Below are 23774 nucleotides of genomic sequence, written 5' to 3'. Positions count from 1 at the left end.
GAAGGAACGGACGCTCGCTCAGTTCGCGAGCGTCTTCAGGTCGAGCATCTCCTCGACGTTCGGCAGCACCACGAGCTCACAGCGGCGGTTCGCGAGCTTGTTCTCGGGCGTGTCGTTCGGCTTCACCGGGTCGGTGTCGCCGTAGCCCGCGGCGCTCCAGCGCGCGGGGCTCAGGCCGCCGCCGTTCTTCTCGGGCGTCTCGATGAGGAACGCGAGCACCTCACGCGCGCGCATCACGCTGAGGCCCCAGTTGTCCTTGAAGCGGCCGCCCGTGAGCTTGTCGCTGTCGGTGTGACCGGCGACCTGGAACGAGCGCTGCGACAGGGCAGAGTCGTTGCGCACGACCTCGGCGACCTTGAGCAGGATGTCCTGCCCGTCCTTCTTCAGCGTCTCCTTGCCCGGATCGAAGAGCACGTCGCCCGGGAGCTGGATGACCATGCGGTTGTTGCGCACGGTCACGTTGAGCCCGAGCTTCGTGAGGGCCTGGAGCTTCTCGCGCAGCGTCTCGAAGCGCTTCTTGATCGCCTCGAGCTGCTCGGCGCGGCGCCGGTACTCCTCGAGGGCCTTCGACTGCTCTTCGAGGTTCGCGTTGAGCTTCGAGATATCGACGCCGGCGTTCTTGAGCTGCTGCTTGAGCTGCTCGATCTGCGCCTTCGCGTCGTCGAGCTCGCCGCGGGCCTTCTTGTTTTGCCGTTCCTGATCGGAGAGCTGGCCCTTCAGGGCCTCGATTTCTCGGACTTTGGCTTGCATCTCCTCCTCGGAGTAGCCGCACCCGGTAGCGCCCGTGAAGGCGAAGAGCGCGGATCCGAGCAGGAGCCACGAGGTCGTGCGACGCATCGACATCCTGTCCTCCTGGACGCTTGACGAACGTCCGGACCGTAGCCGAGGTCCCCGGCGTCGCACAAGGGGAGACATGCTCCGCGGGCCCCGATACACAAGTCGAACAAGATGTCAATAGGCGACGTTTGACGACGAAAGGGGAGGTTGTAGGAGCCTGGGATCGCGAGGGACACTACAGCCCATCTGTTCCTACGTTCCGCCCTCGCAATGCTTGCAGAGCGATCTCCCTTCAACCGAAGGGGTACATCAGAGCAGACCTTGCAAGAATTTCCTTGACCGTCACCATGCGTGGCAATATACGTCGTGCAACATCTGTTGTCTCGGGGCTCGCGACTCAGGCAATCCAACCAGCGAGAGCGAGAGCGAGGCGGCCAATCAGGAGGGTCTCAGATGGCTGCGAAGAAGACTGCGAAGAAGCCCGCGAAGAAGGCGACGAAGAAGCCGGCTGCCACGAAGGCCACCAAGGCCGCCAAGGTCGCCAAGAAGCCCGCGAAGAAGGCTGCCGCGAAGAAGACGGCCGCCAAGCGCGCCCCCGCGAAGAAGACGGCCGCCAAGCGCGCCCCCGCGAAGAAGCGCGCCGCCGCCACGACGAAGCGCACGGCCAAGAAGGCCACGAAGCGCGCTCCGGCCAAGAAGTCGGCCGCTCCACGGGGCCGCGCCGCCTCGAAGGCCGCCGCGCCGAAGTCCGCGCCCGCTCCCGCGCCCGCCGCCTCGCACGAAGAGGAATAGGCCCGGTAGCTAGCCCGCAAGCTCTTCGCAGCCGTCCCGGAGGCGGACTTCGAGTCCGCCTCGCGGGCGTCGGGGCCTCGACGATGATCGAGGATGATGTGCCCCGACACAGCTTGAAACCGCGGCGACAGGGACATCGAAGAGCCTCGACCGAATGGACGTCGGAACTCACCGCACGTCCATTCGTGTTTTTGTGCGCCTCTTTCCGTAGTCTCGTCCCGTGATCAAGAGCCCGCGCGCGATCCTCGCGCTGCTCACGGCCCTGAACCTCCTGAACTACGTCGACCGCTTCGTCGTCACGGCCGTCGGGCTGCGCATCCAGGAACACCTCGGTCTCTCCGACAAGGAGCTCGGCTTCGTCACGAGCGCCTTCATGCTCGGCTACTTCGTCACGAGCCCCGTCTTCGGGTGGCTCGGCGACAGGTTCCCCCGCAAAACCCTCATCGCCGCCGGCGTCCTCGTCTGGTCCGCCGCGACCGCAGCCTCGGGCCTCGCAGCCACGCTCGCGTCGCTGCTCGCGGCGCGTGTCGTCGTCGGCGTGGGCGAGGCGAGCTACGCGACGTTGAGCCCCACGATCATCGACGACGTCGCGCCCGCCGCGAAGAAGAACCGCTGGCTCGGCGTCTTCTACGTCGCGATCCCCGCGGGCTCCGCGCTCGGCTTCATCCTCGGCGGTCAGCTCGAGCATCGCTACGGATGGCGCAACGCCTTCTTCATCGCAGGCGGGCCCGGCGTGCTGCTCGCGCTCGTCGCGCTCTTGCTCCATGAGCCACCGCGCGCGCTCGCGCAGACGAACGACGAGCGCGGCGTCGTCGCGAGCTTCCTCGACGACACGCGCGCGCTCGCGCGAAGCCGATCGTACGTGCTCACCGTCGCGGGCTACATCGCGCAGACGTTCGCGCTCGGCGGCTTCGTGCAGTGGGCGGTGCCGTTCCTTTATCGAAAGCACTGCCTCGACATGCACGTCGCCGACGACGCGTTCGGCAAGCTCGCCGTGCTCACGGGCCTCATCGGCACCGGGATCGGCAGCCTCGTCGCGGAGCGCGTGCCCGGCGAGGATCGCGTGCGCGCGGCGCTCTGGGTCTGCGCGATCTCCTCGGCCGTCGCCACGCCGCTCGCCGTCTTCGCGATCCTCGCGCCGACGTCGACGAGCTTCCTCGTGCTGCTCGGCCTCTGCGAGCTCGCGGTCTTCGCCAGCATGGCCCCGACGAACCTCGCCATCTTGAAGTCGGTGCCCGAGGAGCGACGCGCGAGCGCGATGGCGCTGTCGATCTTCCTCATCCACCTGCTCGGCGACATGATCTCACCGCCGATCGTCGGCACGGTGAGCGACGCGTTCCGCGACTCGAAGGCGCAGTGCACGTCGAGCGCAGGGCTCTTCTGGGGCATGCTCCTCCTGCCCGTCGCGCTCGCGCTCTCGGCCGCGTTCTGGTTTGTCGGCGTGCGCCGGACGAACCCTGCTCCCTCCTCGTCGAGCTAGTCGCCGAGGTAGAGCTTGAGCGATCGCGCCGCCGCGGGGCGATCGAACGGCACGCCCGCGAGCTCGCGTTGCGACATGCGCTCGAAGAGCTGGATCGAGAAATCGTAGAAGGCCTCGCACTCGCCCGCGGCTCCATCGAGGCGCGTCGGGTCGAGCAGATCCGTGTCGCGAAGCGCCGCGAGCGAGGCGACGAGCTCTCGCGCGCGCGGGTAGTCCCCGAGCACCACGAGCGGATATCCCATCGCGCGGAAGTAGCCGAGGAAGTCACGCACGAAGCCGAAGCTCTCGGGTACGGCCCACCTGTCGCTCGTGGGATCGGCGTGCCGGAGCTTGCTCGCGAACGCGCGCGTGATCTGCGCGAACATCCACACGTTCTGCCGCACGCGCGCGATCGTCCCGCGCCGCACGCCGACGTCCTCGAAGACGCGACCCTCCTCCAGCGTCGCCCCGAGCGCGCGCCCGAGAAAGAGCACGCAGAGCTCGATCGCCGGCCGCAGCAGCGACGTCGCGCCCTGGATCCGCGCGCGCAGGTCCTGCTCCGTGAGCTTCGCGTCGGCTGGAGGTAGTTCGTGCTCAAAGATTCGGCGGAGCTCCACGCGCAGGCTCGCCGACACCGTGAGCAGCGCGTCCTTGATCGCCGAGAGCCTCTGCCCCTCGGCCACGAGCGCTTCGTGCCGCGCCGCGATGTCCGACGCGCCGACGCGCCCGATCTCCCGGCCAAACCCCTCCGCGAGCAGCTCGCCCGCGCGCCGGCGCAGGTAGTTCGAGAGCGCGCGCCCGTCGCTGCGCAGCACCGCGAGCACGAGGTACGCGCGCCCCGCGACGCGACGATCGGTGTGGTCGAGCGCGATCGCGTCGAGCAGGCGCAGGTACCGGAGCATGCGGTAGAGCGACAGGAACGTGAGCGCCACGAGCCGATGCGGGTGCTCGCCGTTGACGTTCTGCATGAGCTCGAGCACCGCCGACGAGCCGATGCGATCGAACTCGGGCCGGAACTCGAGCGCCGAGAGCGGGTTGAAGAACGCGCTCTGCGTGATCTCGCGCATCGTGATCGAGAGGTGCGCGTAGAAGACACGGTAGCTCACGCGCGGCAGGCGCAGCATCGCCGTGCCCGTCTCGATCAGGTTCGTGAACGCCTGCCGCAAGAGGAAGAGCGCCGCCTCGGGCGACTCCTGCGCCATCGTCGCGTAGACGAGCCGCGTGCGCGAGTTGTCCTCGGGCAGGACGGTCTCGAGGTAGCGCTGAAACACGAACGCGCGATCGCGCTCGCCGAGCATCGTGCGGGCGAGTTGCACGACGCGCGCCATGCCGTCCTTCGCGTGCGCGAGCTGCTCGCGGAAGTCGTGGCTGACGATGGTTTGTCTTCGACCCGAGCCCGGGTGGTTGCGGGGATTCGCGAAGCAGGCGAGGCCCTTCAGAAGGATCTCGAGCTCGAAGAGGATCTCGTCCTTCTGCTTCTCGGCGAGCTTCGAGAACCAGGCGTCGCGCGCCTCGCGTTGCTCGCGGCGCAGGCCTCGCGAGTCGCGCAAGAGCTCGACGTACGCGTTGTGCGCGCCGCCGAGGCCCTGGCCGCGTGTGGGAGGGGTCGAATCGCTCGTCAAAGGCTCGTCCGGCGCCTAGCGGCGCGCCTTGAACTCGAAGGGATACGTAAAAATGGTGTCCTTGCCGCTCGGCGACTTCGGGTACGTGAGACCCTTCGCGACGTCCTGCATGCAGCTCTCGATCTCGGGCACGGTGATGTCGCTCTCCTCGCGCTTGATCTTCGCGTCCTTGAGCCGGCCGTCCGGCGCGAGCTCGAACGTGAAGGCGATCTTGCCCTTCTGACCCGGGTTGTTCTTCGCCCACAGATCGAAGCAGCAACGGAACGCGTCGCGCTTCGACTTGATGAGGTCGCTCATCGGCTGGAAGCGATCACTCGAGCCCGCGTCGGGTGAGGTCTGCGCGTTGTTCATCACGACGCCGCTCGCCGGCGGCTCGTTCGTGATCTCGGCGAGCATGTCCTTGCAGTCGGACGCCTTCTCCGGCGGCTTGCGCTGCACGGGCGGAGGCGTCGGGGCCGCGCCCGGGGCTTGATCGGCCGCCGCGGCGCCGCCCGGCGTGGCCTTCGCCTCGTCCTTCGCCGCAGCGGATTCGCCGCTCGCGGTCTTGTCCGGCGAGGCTTCCGGCGAGCTCGCCTCCGGAGGCGATCCGCTGGCGCACGCCGAAAACAGCGCCGCAAAGGTGAGGCTCAACGTCGCGAAGAAGGAGGCTGTCGCGCAGGCTCGCATGGCGGCCATCCTACCCGATCCTGCCTCGTGCCCGTGCGTCACCTCGCCCCGAGGCGCGCGCCGCGGCATCCTTCCGACATGGGTAGGCTCCCCGCCAAGCTCGCGCTCCTCGTGATCCCCCTCGCATTTGCCCTCCCGGCCGCGTGCGGCGACGGCTACGAGGTTCGTCCCTGCGGTCAGATCCCCGAACAAGGCTGCCCCGTCGGCCGCGGCGGGACGTGCGACGACGCGACGTGCGCGGCTCTCTACGATTGCCTGGACGGCGCCTGGCGTCGCACCGAGGTCTGCCCCGACGGCGGAGACGACCCGGACGCCGGCACCTCCCCGGATGGCTGCGCCAAACCTGTGATTGACCACACGGGTGAGACGACGGGGTGCAAGCCCGACCTGCAGAACCCGGACTGCCCTGCGGTCGCGGCCGAACAGTGCTTCGAGAGCGTTTGCCTCACCGATTGCGTGGATTTTTTTCTTTGCAGCGGAGAAGGCTGGAGCCTCGTGGCATACTGCAATGAAGAAGGGACGCTTGTACTGACCCAGTGAGGCGACGAGGTCTGCATCGAGTCCCGGGAGCCGCGGCGTTCTTCGCGATGGCGATGGCGCTCGTGGGCTGTCCGGACGAACGTGGCTCGGTCGAGGTCGTGGAACCCACGGCCGAGACCGCGGCGAAAGGCGCGCGCCCGCCGATCTCCGGCATGGCCGTGGAGGTCGTCTCGGCGCGCTCGGAGGCGACGATCGATGCGGAGGCGGTGCGCGCCGTGCTGCGCGACGCGGAGCCGGCGTTTCTCGCGTGCCTCGACCCCGATGATTCGACGGGCATGATCGCGCTGAAGCTCGGCGTCGAGGAAGACGGCGCGACGCTCGACGTGGCCTCGCAACAAGCGACGACCTACGGCACGGATGACGCGCGCGCGTGCGTCGAACGAATCGTGGCGGCGCTCCGGTTCCCGACGACGCCGTCACGCGAGCGGTTCGAGCTCGCCGTCACGCTCGAAGTGCGCAAGCGGCACGAGCTGTGAATCAGGGCTTCAAGCCGATTTCAAAAACGGCTCCCACTCCTTGAACGGCTCGGGCCTGCCGAGCAGGAGGAGCATCGAGGCCGACCAGCGCGGCGCCGTCGGCGTGCGAAGAAGGCGCATGCTGGCCTCCTCGGGCGTGCGCCGGCCTTTGCGCAAGTTGCAGGGGCGGCACGCGGTGACGAGGTTCTCCCACGAGTCGACGCCGCCGCGGGATCGCGGCACGACGTGGTCGATGTTGAGGTCGCGCACGGGCGGCCGCTTCAAGCAGTACTGGCACTGGTGCGCGTCGCGCAGCATCACGTTGCGGCGCGAGAGGCGCACCGTCGGCCTTCGTACGCGCTCGTAGCGACGCAGGTGGAGTACGCGCGGCACGCGGAGCGAGCCGCCGACGATGGGGAGACCGTCGTCGGTTTCGCGAACGGGCAAGCGGCGCCAGGAGGTGAAATCGTGGACCTCGCCGGCCTCGTCGATCGCGTGCGCGGCGCCGCCGAAGAGAAGCAGGAATGCGCGGCGCGCGGTCGTCACCTGGACAGGGTGGAAATGCCGGTTCAACGCGAGAACGGGCAAGGTGAGCGGATCGCGGCCCCGCCTCTCGGGATGGAGGAGGCTCGGGTGCGCGGCCGAGAGGTCGTCGTCGATTTCGAACGACCCATCGAGCTCGTCGAGCCCGCCCACCACGTCGGCGTCACCAACATCCGAGGGGCTCGTCTGAAGGAGCGAGGCCCCCAATCGCTCGGAGAGCTCAGGCCTTGGCACAGCCAGAATGTAGCAACAAATGGCCCGGCCTGGCGGCCCCCCGCACGAAAAAAAAGTGAGCCGCCGGCCGCGGGTCTTTGCCCCGCGCTCTCCATCGCTTACAGGCTCCGCATGTTCAAAGAGCGATGCTTGCAAGGCAAGACCGCGATCGTGACCGGCGGCGGAACGGGCCTCGGCCTCTCGATGGCGCTCGGTCTCGCCGATCTCGGCGCGAACCTCGTGCTCACGAGCCGCGACCCCGGGCACATCGAGCCCGCGTGCGAGAAGATCCGCGAGCGCAGCGGAAAAGCCATCGCGGTGCGCTGCGACGTCCGGCACTTCCCCGAGGTCGAGGCGATGGTCGCCGAGGCCGAGCGCGCGTTCGGATCGATCGACATCCTCATCAACAACGCCGCTGGAAACTTCCTCTGCCCCACGGAAGATTTGAGCCCCAACGGCTTCAACGCCGTCGTCTCCATCGTGCTGAACGGGACGTTCCACGCGACGCTCGCCGCGGGCCGGCGGATGATCGCGGCGGGCAAGGGCGGCGTGATCCTGAACATGCTCGCCACGTACGCCTGGACGGGCTCGGGCTTCGTGATCCCGAGCGCGTCGGCGAAGGCGGGCGTGATGGCGATGACGCGCTCGCTCGCCGTCGAGTGGGCGAAATACAAGATCCGCGTGAACGGCATCGCGCCCGGCCCCTTCCCCACGGAGGGCGCGTGGAAGGCGCTCGTGCCGGAAGGAATGGACAGCGTCGGCAAGAGCAAGATCCCGCTCGGCCGGTACGGCGAACACGAGGAGCTCGCGAACCTCGCGGCATTCCTGGTGAGCGACTATTCCGCGTACATCACGGGCGACGTGATCACGATCGACGGCGGCGCGTGGCTTACCGAAGGCGGCACGTTCAACCAGATCGCCATGATGGAGCCCGACACGATCAAGCCCGTCATCGCGATGATGCGCGGCAAGCCGAAGTCGAGCGACTGATGGCGACCGCGGAGGCAGCCGGGCCGCCGCAGGGCTCGCCGTGGGACGATCCCATCGACGAGGCTCCGCTCGTTTTCCTGGACCTGGAGATGACCGGGCTCCGGCCCGCGTCGGACCGCGTGATCGAGCTCTGCGCCGAGCGCACGCGCGGCGGCCGCGTCGAGGCGTCGCTCACGACGCTCGTGCGCCCCGACGACGGCACGTTCGGCAATGCCCACGTGCACGGCATCCAGCGCGAGGACCTCGCGCACGCGCCGACGTTCGCCCAGATCGCCGACGATCTGCTCGCGGTATGCGCGGGCGGGATCCTCGTCGCGCACGCGGCCTCGTGGGACGTGACGTTCCTCGAAGCGGAGCTCGCGCGGGCGAACCGGCCCGAGCGTTTTCCGTTTTTCCTCGATACTCTCGTCCTCTCGCGCCGCGCCTTCGCGCTGCCGACGCACGCGCTCAGAGCGCTCTGCGCCTCGCTCGGGGTCGCGCAGGCCCGCGCGCATCGGGCCGAGGACGACGTGCACGCGCTGCGCGAGATCTGGAGGAAGATCCGGGACGTCCTCGCGCCCACGACGCCGCGGGACCTCTGGCACGTTCGGATCGGACAACGCTACGCGCGCCCGGCCATCGTGGCGGCAGCCGTCGCGGCGGCCGAGATCGGGAGACCCGTGCGTCTGCGCTACCGCCCTGCCCATCGCGGGCCCGAGGACCTCGAGTTCTGCGTGACCGACGTGCGAACGGACCTCGACCCTCCGCGGGTTCTCGGCTATCTGCTTCCCTCGCGCAGCCGCAGGGAGCTACGAGCCGATCGGATCCTGCTGATCGAAGCTCCCGGCGAAGCGGGAAAGTAGAAAGCGAAACGTCCGTGGGAAGCAGTATGTCTCGACGAGATTCCGATCGGCCGATGCGCCGCGTCTCCCTCCTCGGCGCGGCCGCCCTCGCGCTGCTCCTCTCCGGGTGTCCCACGGCGGGCACGCTGCAGAATGCGCGGCCTGCCACGGCCGACAAATGGTTCCAGCGCGCGCAGCAGGACTTCAAGGTCGCCGACATCGAGGACGCGCGCGACGCCGTGAAGCGGGCGCTCGCGATCGTCCCCGACGACCCCGAGGTCCGCAAGCTCGCGGCCCGCATCGCGCTCGCGCAGCTCGACTACGCCGAGACGATCCGCCTGCTGAAGGGCATCAAGGGCTCGGAGGCCTCGGGCCTGCGCGGCCGCGCGCTCTGGTACAAGGGCGACCTCGAAGCCGCGGCCGATCAGCTCGACGCGATGCTCAACGATCCCGACATCGTCGACGACTGGGCCAAGGGGATCACGAAGCTCGCGCGGCGCGGCGCGGGTCGCACGCCGTTCGCGCTCTCGGGCGCGCTGCTCGCGGCCGTGGAGCTTCCGCACGTGAGCCCTCTCGCGCCGTTCTTCGTGGTGCCGGTCGAGATCGACGGCGAGAGCGCGCTCGCGATGATCTCCACGGGCAACGCCGAGGTCGTGCTCGACAGCGCGACGCGGCCCGAGCCGAGCTGGATCTCGCTCCGCTTCGGCAAGAAGCTCGAGGTGCACGACGTGCCCGCGCTGACGCAGGACCTCTCGGGCGTCTCGAAGCAGATGGGCGCGCCGATCAAGGCGCTGCTCGGCGTGAACCTGCTCCGGCACCTGCACGCGACGATCGACTACGACGGCCACCAGTTCGTGGCGCGCAGCTACGCGCCGCCCCCGCCTCCCGACGCGACGCGCGTGGACCTCTCGTACATCCGCGGCGGCGGCATGATCCTGCGCGGCAAGTTCGGCGGCGAGCGCGGCGAGCCGGTGAGCCTCCTGCTCGACACGTCGATGACGTTCCCGCTCGCGCTCGACGAGGGCGGCTGGAAGAAGGCCGGCTCCGTCGCGAAGGACCTCAAGATCGTCGCGGAAGATCCGGAGCAGAAGCTGCGCGAGGGCGTGGTGCCGATGGTGCGCCTCGGCGCCTTCGACGTGCCCAAAGTCCCCGGCGTGTTCGGCACGCCCGTCGACCAGATCGAGCGGCAGATCTCGCTCGACATCGACGGCGTGCTCGGCACGGGCCTGCTCGCGCCGTTCCGCGTGACGTTCGGCGATCAGGGCCGGCTCATGTGGCTCGAGGACACGACGCTCTTCCTCCAGCGCATGATGGCCGAGAGCGGCGGCGGGCAGCCCATGACCGAAGAACTCCCGGGGATCCCCGATCCGCTCTCGCCCTTCGGCCCGCAGCCTATCCTCGGCGATCCGGGGGGTGGGCTCCTGCCGCCGCCGGGCGGCGGACTCGCGCCTGCGCCTGGGCCTGGAGGCAACGCGCCGGCCCCGAAGAAGGCCCCGGAGCGCTGAGCCATGCAGCACCCGATCGCCGTCTACGCGGGCAGCTTCGATCCGCCGACGCTCGGACACCTCGACTTGATGGAGCGCGCGGCGAAGCTCTTCGAGCGCGTGATCATCGCGATCGGCCGTCACCCCACGCGCAACCCGCTCTTCAACTTCGACGAGCGCCTCGCGCTGCTCGCCGAGGTGACGAAGGGCATCCCGAACCTCACGGTCGACTCGTTCGATGGCCTGCTCTTCCAGTATTGCGAGAAGGTCGGCGCGCGCGTCATCGTGAGGGGCCTGCGCGCCGCGACGGACTTCGAGTACGAGCTGCAGATCGCGCACGCGAACGCCGACATGGCGCCGCACATCGACACGATCTTCCTGCCGACGCGCACGAATTACGGATTCGTCTCGGCCTCGCTCGTGCGTGAAATCGCGAGCCACGGCGGCGACGTGAGCCATTACGCGCCGCCCGCCGTGAGCGAGGCGCTCCGGAAGAAATTCGGCCGTTAGAGCATCGACAGGTTCGATGCTCGGAAGATCGCGAAGCGATCTTCCCTCGGGGGGTGAATCGTCCGGGCTTTGCCCGGACGAGAGGGGGACGCGAGGCGTCCCCCTCGGGACAAAAGAGCTAGAATATCGAGCGGTCGTAGACCGATCGATGTTCTAGCGATAGGGTTTGAGCCGCTCCATCGCGAGCAGCGTCCGCACCACGTACGGCACCGACGCGACCCCCGCGAGCTCGGCGAGCGCGTAGGCGATGTGCTCGCGGCTCGCGTGCGGCGGGATGCCCACGCTCGCGATGCGGTAGCCCTCGCGGGACAGGTCCTCGACGGTCTCGATCTGGACGGCGCTCACGGTCTTGTAGACGGCGATGCGCAGCCGCTTCGGCCGGAGGACGTCGAGCGCGCGCATGGCGAAGTCGATGCGGTCGAACTCCTCGACGTCGTGGTACTCGACGATGCGCCGCGGATCGGCCTGCTCGAAGCGGGCATCTTGGAGCGTGGCGCGCGAGCGCATGGAGCAAGCGTAGCCCGAGGTCACGGGCCTGGACAGCCCTCGGGCACGGAGCCCGCGGAACGCCGTTGCCCCGGCGCCACGCCACGCCGAAACTCCCGCCGTGCGCTGCTCCTCCCTCTTCCTCGCGCTCGTGTGTGTTGGTTGTGCAGCTCAGCCCGAGCGCTCGGCGACGCCGCTCGTCGATGTCGCCGCGCCCGCCGCGAAGACGGATGGATTCGCTTCGGAGGACACGGAGCACGACGACATCGACGACGACCAGATCCCCGCCGACAGGGACCTTTGTCCGACCGAACCCGAGGACCGTGACGGTTTTGAGGATGACGACGGCTGCCCCGACGTCGACAACGACGAAGACGGGGTGCCGGACGTGCGCGACAAATGCCCGAATGAGCCCGAGAACAGGGATGGCACGGAGGACGAGGACGGCTGTCCGGAGCACCTCGAGGCGAAGGCGGCCTTCAAGGAGGGGCTCCTTGCCTCCCAGCGGGGGGACCACGCCACGGCGCGCCGGCAATTCGAGGAGGCGTACCGCCTCTTTCCGGGGGACAGCCTCTTCTTCCACCTCGCACAGGCCGCGCACGCCCAGGGGGACCACGACGCGGCGTGCCGGTATTACAAGCAATGGCGCGCGTCGCCCGCAGCGCAGACGAAGCCCAAGACGATCCCCGCGCTCGACGCCTGCCCTTGATCACTCGAACGTCGCGCGCACCAGCCCGAATTTGTTGTTCAGCTCCGGCGTCGTGAGCTTGTCGAAGATGCGCGGGCCCCCGAGCTCGTTCGCGAGCGAGCCCATGCGGCCGTGCTCGGTCATGAAGTAGAACGTCTTCACGCCCTTCTTCTTCTGCTCGAGCACATAGTCCTGGAACTTCTTGCCGCTGGAGACGAAGGCCGGGACGGCGTTGCCATTGTAGAAGTTCTCGCCCTTCCAGTTCATCTGGAAGGCGATGACGGGCCCGGGGATCTCTCGGTTGGCGCGGTAATACGCGAGCACGGTCTCGCGTTGTCCCCAGTGCGGCGAGGTCTTCACGAAATACACGTCGATGCCCCAGACGGTGAAGAGCACGGACACGGCGCAGAGGCCCGTGACGACGTGGCGGCGGGCGCGGGCCCAGACGAGGGCGAGCGTGAAGAGCGCGGCGGCGGCAGTGAAGACGAGGAGCGCGGTCCGGAAATCGAGCGTCGAGGGGAACGGCCGCTTGTAGTTGTACGTGAAAAGGTGGAGCAGGCGCACCTGCCCCAGCATGCCCTCGCGCGCGCCGACGAGGTCGCGGCCCACGAAGAAGACGAGGAGGCCCCCCGCGAGGCCGGCGGCGCCCCAGAGCACGCGCTCGTATTGCTCGGCGAAGGAGGCTTCGGCCCTCTGCGCGCCCGAACGCCGCACCATCTCGTCGAGCAGAATGCCCGTGAGCATCGCCGCCGGCGGGAGGGCCGGCATGATGTAATGGTGAAACTTCGTGAGCATGAGCGTGAAGAGCGCGAACGCGAAGAGGAACCACATCGCGAGGAAGATCGACGCGTCGCTCTTGCGATCGCCCTCCTCGCGGCGCCGGAGCCACGCGACGAGCGCCACCGGCACGAGTCCGCTCCACGGGAACGTGGCATAACCGAGCTGCCAGATGTAGAAGCGGAAGCCGACGTCGTCGCCCTCGTTCGTGTCGTGCACGTGCGTGAAGGCGCGCTTGAACATGTCGTGGAAGAGCAGCCGATCGGTGAACGGCTGCCCGTGCCGCGCGTACATCGCGACGAACCACGGCAATGCGACGGTGAGGAGAATCAAGAGGCCGGCGACGATCTCGAGGCGGAGCAGGTCGCGATAGCGGCGCGAGACCACGATGTAGGCGAGGGCGCAGAGCACGGGCAAACCGAAGCCGGCCGGCCCCTTGGCCATCGTGGAGAGGGCGGCGAAGAACCAGGCCGCCAGGAAATAAAGCCGCTGCGCGCGTCGCTCCCCCCAGCACATGTAAAGCAAGAGGCCGAGCGCCTGGATCCAGAGGACGGCCTGGAGCGAGGGCTGAAGGCCTTTCAGGATGGGGAACGCGTCGCCGCAGGGCTGGTTGCCCGGCAGGCCGCAATTCATGGGCGAGCCGGAGCGGAAGGCGTCCGCGTGGAAATGAAGGGAGAACGGCTTCGGGATGATCTCGAGGTTGCGCGAGAGCAGATAGAGGATCTGCGGGAGCGCGCAGGCGATGATGACGCCGAGGACGATGTGATACCCGGAGAGGCGGTATTTCGCGCCGCCCACGGAGATCTCGTACACGCGGACCTCGCGCTCCGCGTCCTCGTGAATGCCGAGCAGGAAGAGGGCCATCGCCGCGGACATCGTCGCGACGAACGGCATGTCGGTCACGGTCTGGTGCGAGACCAAAAACCACTGCGGCATCGTGGTGAGCACGAGGCCGCCGAGGAAACCGGCGCGACGACCGAAGACACGCGCGACGGCCTTGTAAAGGAGGTACGTCGCGGCGAGCGTGACGAGGAAAAAGGGCAAACGGACGGCCCACTCGGGCCAGGGCTCGCGCCCCTCGGCGACGGCGGAGAGCATCGCGCCGGGCTGATGACGGACGCCGAACGCCGCCATCGCGAGCGCCTGCATCCAGAAATCGAGGATGGGCTTCGACCAGAACCAGCCGTCTTGCGCCCACCAGAGCGAGATCCAGTCGTTCCGCGCGAGGATCTCGCGCGCGACCTCGCCATAATGGGTCTCCCACGGATCGCTGAGCGAATGGCTGCCGAGGGCCGGCAGATAAAGGAGCGTCACGAGGGCGACGAGCCAGAATCCGTGGCGGCGAAGGAGCGGGATGGGTTTGCCCGTGGGATCTTTCTCCCAGGCGCCGAGTTTCTCGCCGATGCGATAGATGCCAACGACGGCGCCGAGAAAGCAGACAGGAACGGTGATGCCCGCGCCGATCGGCCCGAGGTAGCCGGAGACGGCGAGGGAGACCGTGGCGAAGAGGCCGAGGACGGAGCCGCCGAGGAGGGCGAGGGGCCCGGTGAGGTCGGAGAGGGCGAGGCGCTTGGCGACGCGGTCGTCGGGGTCGTCGAAGGTGCCGCAGAGGTCGAGCAGGCCGAAGGTGGCGACGAGGATGGCGAGGATGCCGATGGGAACGCCGACGCGGTACTGCGGGCGCAGCGCCATGAGGAGGAAGGCGACGAGCGCGCCGGTGGCGAGCGTGGAGGCGCCGCGGACGAGCTGGAGCGGGTTGCCAGGGCGGAGGAGCGGTTCGGGGGCGGGAGGCTGTTCGGCTTCGTCGGGGTCGTCGCCGGCGTCCGCGTCTGTGTCGGCTTCCGCGTCCGCGTCCGCTTCGGCATCCGCATCCGCGTCCGCTTCGGAGCCCGCTTCCGCTTCTGCGTCCGGGCCCGCTTCCGTCTCCGTCTCCGCGGCCGGTTCTTCCGGCCGGTCGGCTTCTTCGTCGGCTGCGTCGGTCGGATCTTGCTTGATCTCGCTCATGGCTCGCGGGCTCGGGGAGGCCATGCACTAGCAAGCCTTCGGGCCGGGGCAAAGGGGGAGGTTTCTCACGGCGTTGCGGGCCTCTCCACGAACCGGCGAATCCCTCGCGCGACGTCGGTCCACGCCGGTCCTCAGGTCGACGGCGAGGCGCGCTTTCGAGAGCTCGTCGCGGAGCTCACGGGGTTCCGTCTTCTTCCGGGGTGCTGCGGCGCGCCTCGTCGATCCGACGCGTCCTCCGCCCCGGGATTGGTTGGCCGCTTCGTTGGGTCAGGAGATCGTCACGGAGCTTCAGCAGAGGTTCGAGCTGGTATTCGTAAAAATCCGTGGAGCTCTGCGTCGCCCTCGCTTCTTCGAGCCCTCGCTCGAGCTCGGCGACGAGCGGCAAAAGCACGGCGAGCCCCTCCTCGGGGTTCTCGTCGTATCTACAGCAATCCGCGAAATTCCAGGACATCACGCATTCTCGGTCGGTGTTCGAGAAGCCGAGGCGAACGATGTCCTTCCAGGCCTCGCGGCAGACCTCGAAGGGTGGGCGCTTTCTGCTCGCGAGCGTGAGGATCGTCTCGGCGATGCGCCGCCTCGTCTCGCGCACGTAGAAGTCATTGTCGCCTGCGCGCGCCACGAACTCCGCCTCGAGCCGGCGGAAGTCGTCGACGGCCTCGGCGAAGCTTCGCTCCTTATCCAGAGACTTGACCAAGAGGCGGTCGCTGGCGTTGCAGAAAGCCAGCTCCTCCCCCTCCATCTCTCGGTCGGGGTCCAGCTCATCGCTCATTTACACGTCTCCCATTTGGACATCATGATCTTGTCGGGCCATTTGCCGTCCCCACGACACTTTTCAAAGCACGTCCTACATCTCGAATGGTTCCATACACTCCCCTTTTTGCTTTGTAGAGCCGAGTCGAGGCAGTCGTTCAGGTGCTCTTGACACGGGTCGTCGTCGTCGTCCTTCTTCCGAGCCGTCTTCGCAATATCCGACTTGCCAAGTTCCACCGACGCGGCGATCACGACGATGACGGGTCCCGCTTCGATGATGAGGTCGGCGAGGGCGATCGCCACGGCCACGAGCACCGCGGGGTTCCCCACGAGCCCACGCTCAGCCGGCGTCTGCCCGTTCGCAGGCGCGGGCGACTCGGACAGGCGTAGCTTGCGCAGCCGGAGCAGATCCTCCGGCACCGTCATCGCTCGCAGCGCGAGCCGCATGCAGCCCGCAAGATCCGCGTGGGGCACGCCCTTCGACGCCACATCGACCACGCGGCCCTCTTCGTCGACCTTCACCGCGGCGTCGAACACGTAGTACCCCCGGGCAAGGTCGCCACCGAACTCATCCACGCATTCGCGCAGCCGCTCCGCGGTCGCGTCCGGCACGCGCGGGCCCTCGCTCGCCGCCGGGTATGTGATCTTGGCCCCGCAGCCGAGCGGCACGAACGCCGTCGTCGCGGAACCGAGGAGCCCGAGGGACACGAGGGTTCGCACACGCGGGGACGTCATTGCCGGGATGTGATCAGGAATCCCGGTTTCCGTCAACTCGGCGCGTGTTCACTCTCACAATGCATTCGCCCGCGAAGCTCCTCGCCGCCCGGTGAAGCCCGGTGGAACGTCCTCGCGTCGCCGACACGTTTCCCCTTGGCTTCCGCTTCCGCGTCCGCTTCGGCGGCCGGGCCCGCTTCCGTCTCCGTCGCCGCGGCGGGTCGTTCTTCCGGCCGGTCGGCGTCTTTGTCGGCTGCGTCGGTCGGATCTTCCTTGCTCTCGCTCATGGCTCGCGTGCTCGGGGAGGCCATGCACGAGTAAGCCTTCGGGCCGGGGCAAAGGAGAAGGTTTCTTACGGCGCCGCGAGTTTCTCCACGACCCGGCGAATCCCTCGTGCGACGTCGGTCCACGCCTCGTCCGGATCGGCCCAAGCCTTGATCGGCTTTCCGTCGCGCGGCAGAGCCTGAAGCGCTCCGAACGGCGTCTTCTGCCAATCGTCACATGGCCGTAGGATGATCGGAATGACGACCGCCTCCCCGGACGCGCGACGCTGAAGCGCCCGCTTCAGCTCGATATCATAGCAATAGTCGGAGTTGATGAAGTCGACGCTCACGAGCAGGAGAATGATCCGAGCTCGGTCGAGGTTCTCGTCGATGGCGGCCTTCCAATCATCCCCGGCGCCGATCCGCCGATCGTGCCAGCTCCGGATCGCACCGCTGCGCCGCAAGAGGGAGAGGTGCTTCTCCAGTTCCTCGCGAAAGGGCTCGTCGCGGTGGGAATACGAGATGAAGACGTCGATCGGCGCGGTCACGGAGACCTCCTCGAGGAATTTCGAAATCACGGCTCATCGAGAAAAAACAGCACACGCGTGGATCTGTCGCCGCCCGGTGGAGGGGCGAACTCCGCCGGGTCGAGGCGCATGGTCACGCCGACGCAAAGGGCGGTCGTCTTGAGGTTGGTTTCGAGCGCGATCGTGCCCGTCGCCCACCGTTGCTCCTCCACCCAGACTTCAGCCACGAGCCCATTGCCTTCAAGCAGATCCCCGAGCACCACCGGGATCCGGGTCAAAGGGCCTGCCCAGGGTTTCCTGTCCTTCTCCCTCGCCTTGGCATCGGTGTTCGGAATGCACCCCAGCCACTCCCTGGCTCCGGCGCGGCGAAAACAAATCTTACCCTCCGCGGGGACATCGTTCCCGTTCACGATCGCATGAGACAGCCGAATGACATAGGAATGCGAGGGTGACAGGTTGTCCGAACATCCTCCAGGGACGCATCGACGCTCCGAAGGGCAATCGGTGCAGCTTTGCGCCCCCGCCGGGCATATCGCCTTCATGACGGCGGCGTTCGTGTTGTCCCATGTCGTCGCACACTCGCTGCCCCCACAACAAGGAGCACCGCAGGTCGAATGGCCGGCGACGACGGAGGCCTTGGCCTTGGGTGGCGCGGTCGCGGTGACAGAGTCGCGGATGGGCGGCAGGGTCACGGCGCGCGGAGAGGGCTCGTCGGGGAGGAACTTCGGAAGAGCAATGATGAGCCCGAGCGAGAGGAGCGCCACGGCGACTCCGACGAACACGAACGAGGGAAAGCGGCGGGCGGGGAGCGGCGGAGGGACGAATCGTATGCTGCTCTCCGTCATCGACCACCCGGCGAGCTGCTTGACGATACCGCGAATTCCCTTCGCCACGTCCTGCCAGGCTTCGTCGCGCGCGTCCCGGCCCCAGCTCTCGACGGGCTTCTCATTGGACGGGAGCACGACGCGACCCGCCGGGAACAACCTCGTCGCCTTCCAGTCGAACGCGCGCACGAGCACCGGGACGAGCCTGGCGCTCCCCTGCTCGTGCCTCTCCCACCCGCGCGCCTCTTCGGCCTGGCATTGCGAATCTCGGAGGTAATCGGGCGTGAGCAGACAGACGATGATCTGCGCCTGCTCGAGCCGAGCGCCGCGGGTCGACCTTGAATCCCCTCCGAGGAGGTATCCCGCATGCCAAACCTGAACGCGGCCGGTCTGGAGGAGCGGCTGGAGGTGCTTTTCGAGCTCCTCACATGCCGCCACGTCCCTCGGCGAGCTCGACGCGAACGAGACGTAGATGTTGATCGCCATGCGCATCCCGAGACGGTAGGGGACACTACGCGACCTCCAAGCGAATGTCAAAAATCCGCAGAGAACAGGGCGGCTCGAGCACGGCGAACTCGCAGTCGCCTGCGTGCCCAGCGGAGGCCAGCCGGACGGCGAAGCGAAGCCAGCGAAGCCGAAGGTTTTCTGCTGTCAGGCTCCTCGAGCGGAGTGAATCCCCGGCTTACCCTCGCGCAGCATTCACGATCGCCAAGATCTGCTCCCGGGAGAGCGGATACGGTTTGTCAAACGACTCCCATGTCTTCAACATTTTGGTGTATACACCCACCATCGGCGCGTGGCTGTTGCAGGAATCGGTCTTGCTTTCATAAGGCCACTGTTCTGACCAGTGCTTCTTCACCTTTATCTGGAAGCGGGTGAAGCTGAGGTAGTGCCCTTCATTATTCGCATCGAACCCATGGAAGAATGCCCATGGGTGATTAACGACCTCAGCGCCCTTGGGGTGGCTCTGCTTGTACGCTCCCCCTCGGAGGTCGTTGCCTGAGCGTGCAGGCCTCCGCGATGGCGGGGCGATCCGACGTTACCGCGAGTTCGGTTGTCTCCCCACATTTCCCTTGCCCCCTACCAACTCTCCTCCGTACGCTCCCGCACGTTCACTCACTGAAAGGAGTCCTCATGCGTCGCCTCCGCCCCACCGACGGCACCCCTGCCCACAAGCGCGCCGGTCGATATCACTGCACGACGGTCAAGACGGGCAACACGAAGCTCCACGCCGACCTCCACGAGGAAATGGCCCTCAAGCTCGCCGACCTCACGACGAAGGCGCGCGCCCACGAGGACGCGGAGGAGGACGCGGTCGCCGCGTCTGCGGCGAGTGATGCGGCGGAAATCACGCTGGAAAACGTGATTCGTGATATGGACGGGGATCTGGCGAAGCTCGATCGAGAGGATCCGACGCTGAATGCGCGCGCCACCGTGTTCCCTGACGGGTATGGCAAGGAGATCGACCCCGAGGGCGAATCGCAGCTCACGACCCTCGGTGCATTGCGCGACCGATTGGCAAAATTCGGGGGACACCCGATTTGCGCGGCGATCCTCACGAAGTTCGACGCTGCGCGCGCCGCATTCGAACAGGCCATCAAGGCGGAGCAGGCCGCGGAAGACCTGGCCGACGCGGCCTTCCGGGCGGAGGTCGACGCGCGGAGGATCGTCCGTGAGCAGCTCGAAAGCGCCTACGGTCGGTTGAGGGATCTCTACAAGGCGAGGCCAGCGGTCACCGAGACGTTCTTCCTGAAGGAAGGCCGGCGGCGGGCGCTGAAAGAGCCGACGGGCTGAGCCAGGCGAACCTCGGGCACGCGCAGGCTCTCGCAGCCGGCGTCCCTCGCCAGATTTCGCTTTTCTACATCTCGCAGCCGTCGCCGCATCTCGAAGAACGCCGCCTCCGGCGCGTCGCAGGACGCATCCCTCCGGAAGGACGCCCTCTCCGCCCGCCCGGAGGCGTCCTCCTTCCGCCGGGACGCGCCCTCCACACCGGCCTACGCCCGTTTTTTGCCGAAACGACCCGTCCTTCACGCCTTGGCAACGGGCGTCCTTCCAGGCATCCACGTCCTCCCCGGCCGCGGAGCGCGCATCCTTCCGGAGGGATGCCTGCTGCGAACCGTCGCAACGCGCGTTCTTCGCCAGCTCCACGCGTTCCACCCTCGTGCATGCTCATTTTCGGCGACGAGAACCCTACGAAAATCAGGGGAACACGCGCAAACCCCGGTCCGCCCCCCTGGCACGCCCGCTGCCCATTCCCCCCTCATCATGCCCGCGCCCCCCTCCCCTGCGAAGCCTCTGCTCACGTTTGCCGCGTGCGTCGCCCTCGCCGCGTGCGAGCCCTCTCCCGCGCCGTCCGAACGTCTCACCCTGGATTCCGAGGCTCCCGTCCCCGGAGCCGAGTACCAGGTCACGTACGCGATCGACGCGACGACGCCGCTCCTCCTCGACCTGCGCGGCGGCTCGGCCGGCGACCCTTACGCATTGACGTGCGCGCAAGACGAGCTCGTGGTCGGGATTCGGGGCCGGATCGATACGACCGTCGGCGCCCTCGGGCTGATTTGCGCGCGCATGCTGGAGAACGGCGCGTTCGCGAATCGCGACGAGAGGCCGATGATCGGGGGCACGACGGGAGAAGCGTTTTCCTCGGAATGCCCGCACAACGAGGCCGTGATGGCCGTGCGGGGCCGCGCCGCCACCACGCTCGATCGCATCGGCGTACGCTGCGCGCGCGTGCGGCCCTGGGTGGAAATGGGCGCGCCCGGGAGCATCAAGCCCTCGTTCGGGGGCATGGGCGGCGTCCCGTTCACCGATACGTGTCCGCCCGGGTATTTCTTGCAAGGATTGCTCGGCTACGCCGCCGGCACGGTGAACAGCACGCAGGCCTTGTGCGTGCCGATCGTCAGCTAATGGTCACGCGGCGGCGGCGACGGCCTTGACCTCGGAGCTATTGACCCGCGTATACACCGGCGGCGCTTCGAGCGAGAGGCGGCGGCGCACCTCGTCGACGGGGAGCGCGAGCATCGACGCCCAGTCTTGACCAGGGAGCCATGCCGCCTTCCTGCCGCGGCGGAAACCATCGAGGATCACGCTGCGCGCCTCGGGCTTGCCGAGCGTCTTCACGAGGCCGATCGCAATGATGAGCGCGATCCCAGGGTTCTGCGTCTGGGCGAAGGAGAAGGCGAGCAAAGCCGTCTCGCCGAGGACGTCGCCCTCGTACCCGACCGCGGCGTGCCACAGATCGTGCGTGTCGCGCATGCGGCCATGCACCCATTCGACCGGCTCGGGCAGCGGCGTTCGGCCCGTCGTGCCGCGCACGGCGGCGTCGCGGATCCCCTCGGCCGAAATGTTCTCGCGCTCGACGAACGAAAGGTAGGCGCGACCGAGCGAGCCCTCGGGCAGACGGGCGAGCGCCTCGCGGTCGGCGAGCACGTCGACGATGTCGGGGCGCTCGCCGAGCAGCTTTCGCCCGGTCTCGCTCGTCGCCATGCGGTCGGCGATGCGCTTCAGCGTGGCGCCCGAGAGCGCCTCGATGATGGTGAAGACCTGCGGCAGGTCATCGGGATCCGCGGCGAGGATGCGGGCCGCACGAAGCGCGCGACCGAGCTCGATGCGGGAGTGCGACGTGGCCATGGGAAGACCTCCAAATCAGGACGATCCGGAGGATGAACACTATGAACAATCTTGTCAACAACTACCGACAAGATTGTCGGCAACACCGGGACGTGCGACGTTGGGGACGTGTCCACCTCGCGTCGACCCAAGAAACCGCGTGTTCGTCGGGATGCTGAAAGCGCGCGCGCGCTCATCCTCGAGGCCGCGGAGAAGCGCCTCGTATCGAGCGGCCCTGCGGGCATCCGTCTGCAGGAGGTCGCCGCCGACGTCGGCGTGTCGCACCCGACGGTGCTCCACCACTTCGGCAGCCGCGAGGCGCTCGTAAAGGCGGTCTGTAGCCGCGCGCTCGAATCGATTCATCGGCAGCTGATCGAGGCGATCGAGGCGTCGAGCGGCGACGAGGCGCACCTTTCGGCCATGCTCGATGCCGTGTTCGACGCGCTGACGAAGAGCGGTCGCGGGCGCGTGCTCATGTGGCTCGCGCTCGAGGGCGAGTCGGTCGACTCCGCCGACGTGCGCCTCGCGGACGTCGTCGACGCGACGCACGCCATGCGCAAGGCGAAGCGAAACGAGAAGGGCCTCAAGCCGAAGACACGCGAGGACACCGCGCACGTCGTGGTGCTCGCGGCGCTCGCGCTGCTCGGCTCATCGGTTCTCGGGCGGACGATGCTCACCAACGCCGGGCTCGAAGGCGACGACGCGGGCGCGCGCTTCCGTGCGTGGCTGACGCGCGTGCTCTTGCGACACCTCGATGGCGAGTGAGGCCGCCACGTGAATCATTTGTAGAGCGTGACGGTATATGCGCGCGGCAAGTCGGGGCCCTCGTCGGGGTCGAACGGGTGGCTGCGGTCGATGCTGCCCGCATTCACGCCGACGACGAGGAGGCCGGCGAGGCCGCGCAGGTCGCGGATCGTGCGGTCGGCGTGGGTCGCGCCATTGATGCCGGCGAGGACCACGCGGCCGACCTCGGCGCCGGCGCGGTCGATCTTCACGAGTGCCCAGTGGAAAAACACGCCGAGCTCCCAGTCCGCGGCGAACGTGATCTCGGCGTCCTCGGGCGCGCCTTGCAAATCGAGCCAGAGGTACGTCGTGCCGGTCGATTCGATCGGCCGGAGCGGCGCGAGCCTGCGCGGCAGGCTGTCGTAGGCGACGGACCATTCGAAGCGGACGCGGCCGAAATCGCCGAATCGCTCGACGTCCGCGAGGTGCCCGCCGTCGCTCCGCGAGCCCACGAACGCGCGGTCGATGGCGAAATCCAGGAGGAGGTCCTCGAAAGGTTTGTCGCGGGCGCGGGCATTGCTGCGCAAAGCGTCGAAGACGTCGGGCTCGTTGGCGAAATGGAGCGCGGAAGGCTCGGTGCGCTGGCCGGCGACGGCGAGCAGGCCCCAGAGGACGCCGGAAGGGACGCCCGTGCCGTAGTTCTCGTCGAGGAAACGCGCGAAGAGGAAGGCGCCCGAGGGTTCGTCAGGGCTCGCGAGCGCGGTGAGCGCACGCTCGGGCGCGCGCTGAAAGTCGTCGACGGCGGCGGCGTCGACGAGGCCACAATCGACGATCGTGGCGGCGAGCTCGGAAGAGGCCATCGCAATCGCGGAGGGCTCGGCGCCCGCGTCGAGGCGGAGCGCGGAGGCATGGGCGAGGGCGCGGGTGAGGTCCGCGTCGAACGCGCAGCCGGCCGCAGGATCGGGCGGCGGGAGGACGGAGAATGCCGCGGCGCGGTCCCAGGCGTCGCCCGTGGCAATGCCGTCGGGGACGGTGGACGGCGGGAGGGCGCCTTCGTCGAGGTAGATGTCGTACCGCGCGTCGCCGCCGCGCGCGTCGTCGGGCAAGGGGAGCGGCAAGCCGAGCGCGGTCATGGCGCGGAGCGAGCGTTCGGCAGAGGCGAGGGCGCGGAGGATGGAGCCGTCGGCCACGGAGGCGCCGGCATGGACGCAGACGGGCGCGAGGAAGGAGCAGGCCGCCTTGGGGACGGAGGCGGCGTTCGGGCGTTCGCGGGCCGGGAGAACGGAGGGCCCGGCGGGGCGAGCGGGAGGGGGAGCGGCGGCGGGAGCGGCGGCGGAAGCGGCGGCGGGAGCGGAAGCGGAGGCGGCGGCAGGCGCGGACGCAGCCGCAGGCGCGACAGCGGCAGCCGCAGCGACCAGGAGCACCGCCCACCCGACGGCCCCGCGTATGCGTGACGAGCGCGACGCCGCCATTTGACACCCCTCGGCGCGACGCCCTACAACCATGAGGTCCGAGCTCGTCGGGCTCCGAAGGCCGC

General features: G+C 68.2%; 25 protein-coding genes. 12 read left to right on the top strand and 13 right to left on the bottom strand.

Features of this window, described 5'->3' with window-relative positions; all coding sequences use genetic code 11:
- Window positions 1-18 precede the first annotated feature (18 nt).
- Entirely contained in the window at window positions 19-837 is an 819-nt protein-coding gene (locus QHF85_RS06790; RefSeq protein WP_348652719.1) for an OmpA family protein, read from the bottom strand.
- 393 nt (window positions 838-1230) lie between these two features.
- Between QHF85_RS06790 and QHF85_RS06785 the strand changes: the two genes are divergently transcribed.
- A complete protein-coding gene (locus QHF85_RS06785; protein ID WP_281326245.1) occupies window positions 1231-1569 on the top strand; it encodes a hypothetical protein in 339 nt (112 codons plus the stop codon).
- A 220-nt stretch (window positions 1570-1789) separates the two neighbouring features.
- Window positions 1790-3049, top strand: coding sequence for an MFS transporter (locus QHF85_RS06780; RefSeq protein ID WP_281326244.1), 1260 nt, complete (start codon window positions 1790-1792; stop codon window positions 3047-3049).
- Here QHF85_RS06780 and QHF85_RS06775 read toward each other — a convergent pair.
- Window positions 3046-4650, bottom strand: coding sequence for a hypothetical protein (locus QHF85_RS06775; RefSeq protein ID WP_281326243.1), 1605 nt, complete (start codon window positions 4648-4650; stop codon window positions 3046-3048). The two genes, QHF85_RS06780 and QHF85_RS06775, sit on opposite strands and share 4 nt — an antisense overlap.
- A 15-nt stretch (window positions 4651-4665) precedes the next feature.
- Window positions 4666-5316: an AgmX/PglI C-terminal domain-containing protein gene (locus QHF85_RS06770; RefSeq protein WP_281326242.1), complete on the bottom strand. Its 651-nt coding sequence runs from the start codon at window positions 5314-5316 to the stop codon at window positions 4666-4668.
- A gap of 78 nt (window positions 5317-5394) precedes the next feature.
- On the opposite strand from QHF85_RS06770, the gene QHF85_RS06765 reads away from it, so the two are divergent.
- Together QHF85_RS06765 and QHF85_RS06760 are read left to right on the top strand one after the other, a co-directional pair.
- A complete protein-coding gene (locus QHF85_RS06765; RefSeq protein WP_281326241.1) occupies window positions 5395-5856 on the top strand; it encodes a hypothetical protein in 462 nt (153 codons plus the stop codon).
- The gene (locus QHF85_RS06760) at window positions 5853-6332 is read left to right on the top strand and encodes a hypothetical protein (protein ID WP_281326240.1); all 480 of its coding nucleotides are present in this window, start codon (window positions 5853-5855) and stop codon (window positions 6330-6332) included. The genes QHF85_RS06765 and QHF85_RS06760 overlap by 4 nt, the downstream gene beginning before the upstream one ends.
- A 9-nt stretch (window positions 6333-6341) precedes the next feature.
- Here QHF85_RS06760 and QHF85_RS06755 read toward each other — a convergent pair whose 3' ends face one another.
- The gene (locus tag QHF85_RS06755; RefSeq protein WP_281326239.1) at window positions 6342-7088 is read right to left on the bottom strand and encodes an HNH endonuclease; all 747 of its coding nucleotides are present in this window, start codon (window positions 7086-7088) and stop codon (window positions 6342-6344) included.
- Window positions 7089-7199: 111 nt separating this feature from the next.
- Here QHF85_RS06755 and QHF85_RS06750 point away from each other — a divergent pair, with 111 nt between their 5' ends.
- Genes QHF85_RS06750 through coaD form a run of 4 tightly spaced genes read left to right on the top strand, consistent with a single transcriptional unit; the run spans window position 7200 to window position 10872 of the window.
- The gene (locus QHF85_RS06750; protein ID WP_281326238.1) at window positions 7200-8057 is read left to right on the top strand and encodes an SDR family oxidoreductase; all 858 of its coding nucleotides are present in this window, start codon (window positions 7200-7202) and stop codon (window positions 8055-8057) included.
- Window positions 8057-8899: a 3'-5' exonuclease gene (locus tag QHF85_RS06745; RefSeq protein ID WP_281326237.1), complete on the top strand. Its 843-nt coding sequence runs from the start codon at window positions 8057-8059 to the stop codon at window positions 8897-8899. Before QHF85_RS06750 ends, QHF85_RS06745 begins: the two co-directional genes overlap by 1 nt.
- A 53-nt stretch (window positions 8900-8952) precedes the next feature.
- On the top strand, window positions 8953-10383 hold the full coding sequence (locus QHF85_RS06740; RefSeq protein WP_281326236.1) for a hypothetical protein: 1431 nt from the start codon (window positions 8953-8955) through the stop codon (window positions 10381-10383).
- A gap of 3 nt (window positions 10384-10386) precedes the next feature.
- Window positions 10387-10872: a pantetheine-phosphate adenylyltransferase gene (coaD, locus tag QHF85_RS06735; protein ID WP_281326235.1), complete on the top strand. Its 486-nt coding sequence runs from the start codon at window positions 10387-10389 to the stop codon at window positions 10870-10872.
- 153 nt (window positions 10873-11025) lie between these two features.
- On the opposite strand, the gene QHF85_RS06730 is transcribed toward coaD, so the two are convergent.
- The gene (locus QHF85_RS06730) at window positions 11026-11379 is read right to left on the bottom strand and encodes a hypothetical protein (RefSeq protein WP_281326234.1); all 354 of its coding nucleotides are present in this window, start codon (window positions 11377-11379) and stop codon (window positions 11026-11028) included.
- Between the two features lie 100 nt (window positions 11380-11479).
- On the opposite strand from QHF85_RS06730, the gene QHF85_RS06725 reads away from it, so the two are divergent.
- Window positions 11480-12067 (top strand): tetratricopeptide repeat protein, encoded by a 588-nt coding sequence (locus QHF85_RS06725; RefSeq protein ID WP_281326233.1) that lies wholly within the window; start codon window positions 11480-11482, stop codon window positions 12065-12067.
- On the opposite strand, the gene QHF85_RS06720 is transcribed toward QHF85_RS06725, so the two are convergent.
- The 6 genes from QHF85_RS06720 to QHF85_RS06695 all read right to left on the bottom strand — a co-directional run bounded on the left by QHF85_RS06720 (window position 12068) and on the right by QHF85_RS06695 (window position 18397).
- Window positions 12068-14827 (bottom strand): glycosyltransferase family 39 protein, encoded by a 2760-nt coding sequence (locus QHF85_RS06720; protein ID WP_281326232.1) that lies wholly within the window; start codon window positions 14825-14827, stop codon window positions 12068-12070. It abuts the gene before it with no gap.
- A 175-nt stretch (window positions 14828-15002) separates the two neighbouring features.
- Complete coding sequence (locus tag QHF85_RS06715; protein ID WP_281326231.1) at window positions 15003-15596, bottom strand: hypothetical protein; 594 nt, start codon at window positions 15594-15596, stop codon at window positions 15003-15005.
- Entirely contained in the window at window positions 15593-16312 is a 720-nt protein-coding gene (locus QHF85_RS06710; RefSeq protein ID WP_281326230.1) for a hypothetical protein, read from the bottom strand. Before QHF85_RS06710 ends, QHF85_RS06715 begins: the two co-directional genes overlap by 4 nt.
- 32 nt (window positions 16313-16344) lie before the next feature.
- On the bottom strand, window positions 16345-16578 hold the full coding sequence (locus tag QHF85_RS06705) for a hypothetical protein (protein ID WP_281326229.1): 234 nt from the start codon (window positions 16576-16578) through the stop codon (window positions 16345-16347).
- A gap of 65 nt (window positions 16579-16643) precedes the next feature.
- Window positions 16644-17132, bottom strand: a complete 489-nt coding sequence (locus tag QHF85_RS06700) for a toll/interleukin-1 receptor domain-containing protein (protein ID WP_281326228.1) — start codon at window positions 17130-17132, stop codon at window positions 16644-16646.
- Complete coding sequence (locus QHF85_RS06695; protein WP_281326227.1) at window positions 17129-18397, bottom strand: toll/interleukin-1 receptor domain-containing protein; 1269 nt, start codon at window positions 18395-18397, stop codon at window positions 17129-17131. Before QHF85_RS06695 ends, QHF85_RS06700 begins: the two co-directional genes overlap by 4 nt.
- Before the next feature lie 642 nt (window positions 18398-19039).
- Here QHF85_RS06695 and QHF85_RS06690 point away from each other — a divergent pair.
- Together QHF85_RS06690 and QHF85_RS06685 are read left to right on the top strand one after the other, a co-directional pair.
- Window positions 19040-19699, top strand: coding sequence for a hypothetical protein (locus QHF85_RS06690; RefSeq protein ID WP_281326226.1), 660 nt, complete (start codon window positions 19040-19042; stop codon window positions 19697-19699).
- Between the two features lie 471 nt (window positions 19700-20170).
- The gene (locus QHF85_RS06685; protein ID WP_281326225.1) at window positions 20171-20812 is read left to right on the top strand and encodes a hypothetical protein; all 642 of its coding nucleotides are present in this window, start codon (window positions 20171-20173) and stop codon (window positions 20810-20812) included.
- A gap of 3 nt (window positions 20813-20815) precedes the next feature.
- Here QHF85_RS06685 and QHF85_RS06680 read toward each other — a convergent pair whose 3' ends face one another.
- Complete coding sequence (locus QHF85_RS06680) at window positions 20816-21535, bottom strand: Coq4 family protein (protein ID WP_281326224.1); 720 nt, start codon at window positions 21533-21535, stop codon at window positions 20816-20818.
- A 108-nt stretch (window positions 21536-21643) separates the two neighbouring features.
- Between QHF85_RS06680 and QHF85_RS06675 the strand changes: the two genes are divergently transcribed.
- On the top strand, window positions 21644-22279 hold the full coding sequence (locus QHF85_RS06675; protein WP_281326223.1) for a TetR/AcrR family transcriptional regulator: 636 nt from the start codon (window positions 21644-21646) through the stop codon (window positions 22277-22279).
- Window positions 22280-22293: 14 nt separating this feature from the next.
- Here the strand turns inward: QHF85_RS06675 and QHF85_RS06670 are convergent, their stop codons facing one another.
- Complete coding sequence (locus tag QHF85_RS06670; RefSeq protein WP_281326222.1) at window positions 22294-23370, bottom strand: hypothetical protein; 1077 nt, start codon at window positions 23368-23370, stop codon at window positions 22294-22296.
- Window positions 23371-23774: the final 404 nt, after the last annotated feature.

It is taken from the genome of Polyangium sp. 6x1, from assembly GCF_029946515.1.
Taxonomy (GTDB): Bacteria; Myxococcota_A; Polyangia; order Polyangiales; family Polyangiaceae; genus Polyangium.
The sequence above is the reverse complement of the archived record's forward strand: the minus strand, read 5'-3'. Positions and strand labels throughout refer to the sequence as shown.

What these genes read in the sequence shown, in the direction of transcription:
- QHF85_RS06790 (WP_348652719.1), bottom strand. Translation starts at nt 837, where the DNA reads ATGCGTCGCACGACCTCGTGGCTCCTGCTCGGATCCGCGCTCTTCGCC.
- QHF85_RS06785 (WP_281326245.1), top strand. Translation starts at nt 1,231, where the DNA reads ATGGCTGCGAAGAAGACTGCGAAGAAGCCCGCGAAGAAGGCGACGAAG.
- QHF85_RS06770 (WP_281326242.1), bottom strand. Translation starts at nt 5,316, where the DNA reads ATGCGAGCCTGCGCGACAGCCTCCTTCTTCGCGACGTTGAGCCTCACC.
- QHF85_RS06765 (WP_281326241.1), top strand. Translation starts at nt 5,395, where the DNA reads ATGGGTAGGCTCCCCGCCAAGCTCGCGCTCCTCGTGATCCCCCTCGCA.
- QHF85_RS06750 (WP_281326238.1), top strand. Translation starts at nt 7,200, where the DNA reads ATGTTCAAAGAGCGATGCTTGCAAGGCAAGACCGCGATCGTGACCGGC.
- QHF85_RS06745 (WP_281326237.1), top strand. Translation starts at nt 8,057, where the DNA reads ATGGCGACCGCGGAGGCAGCCGGGCCGCCGCAGGGCTCGCCGTGGGAC.
- QHF85_RS06740 (WP_281326236.1), top strand. Translation starts at nt 8,953, where the DNA reads ATGCGCCGCGTCTCCCTCCTCGGCGCGGCCGCCCTCGCGCTGCTCCTC.
- coaD (WP_281326235.1), top strand. Translation starts at nt 10,387, where the DNA reads ATGCAGCACCCGATCGCCGTCTACGCGGGCAGCTTCGATCCGCCGACG.
- QHF85_RS06730 (WP_281326234.1), bottom strand. Translation starts at nt 11,379, where the DNA reads ATGCGCTCGCGCGCCACGCTCCAAGATGCCCGCTTCGAGCAGGCCGAT.
- QHF85_RS06720 (WP_281326232.1), bottom strand. Translation starts at nt 14,827, where the DNA reads ATGAGCGAGATCAAGCAAGATCCGACCGACGCAGCCGACGAAGAAGCC.
- QHF85_RS06715 (WP_281326231.1), bottom strand. Translation starts at nt 15,596, where the DNA reads ATGAGCGATGAGCTGGACCCCGACCGAGAGATGGAGGGGGAGGAGCTG.
- QHF85_RS06710 (WP_281326230.1), bottom strand. Translation starts at nt 16,312, where the DNA reads ATGACGTCCCCGCGTGTGCGAACCCTCGTGTCCCTCGGGCTCCTCGGT.
- QHF85_RS06705 (WP_281326229.1), bottom strand. Translation starts at nt 16,578, where the DNA reads ATGAGCGAGAGCAAGGAAGATCCGACCGACGCAGCCGACAAAGACGCC.
- QHF85_RS06695 (WP_281326227.1), bottom strand. Translation starts at nt 18,397, where the DNA reads ATGCGCATGGCGATCAACATCTACGTCTCGTTCGCGTCGAGCTCGCCG.
- QHF85_RS06690 (WP_281326226.1), top strand. Translation starts at nt 19,040, where the DNA reads ATGCGTCGCCTCCGCCCCACCGACGGCACCCCTGCCCACAAGCGCGCC.
- QHF85_RS06685 (WP_281326225.1), top strand. Translation starts at nt 20,171, where the DNA reads ATGCCCGCGCCCCCCTCCCCTGCGAAGCCTCTGCTCACGTTTGCCGCG.
- QHF85_RS06680 (WP_281326224.1), bottom strand. Translation starts at nt 21,535, where the DNA reads ATGGCCACGTCGCACTCCCGCATCGAGCTCGGTCGCGCGCTTCGTGCG.
- QHF85_RS06670 (WP_281326222.1), bottom strand. Translation starts at nt 23,370, where the DNA reads ATGACCGCGCTCGGCTTGCCGCTCCCCTTGCCCGACGACGCGCGCGGC.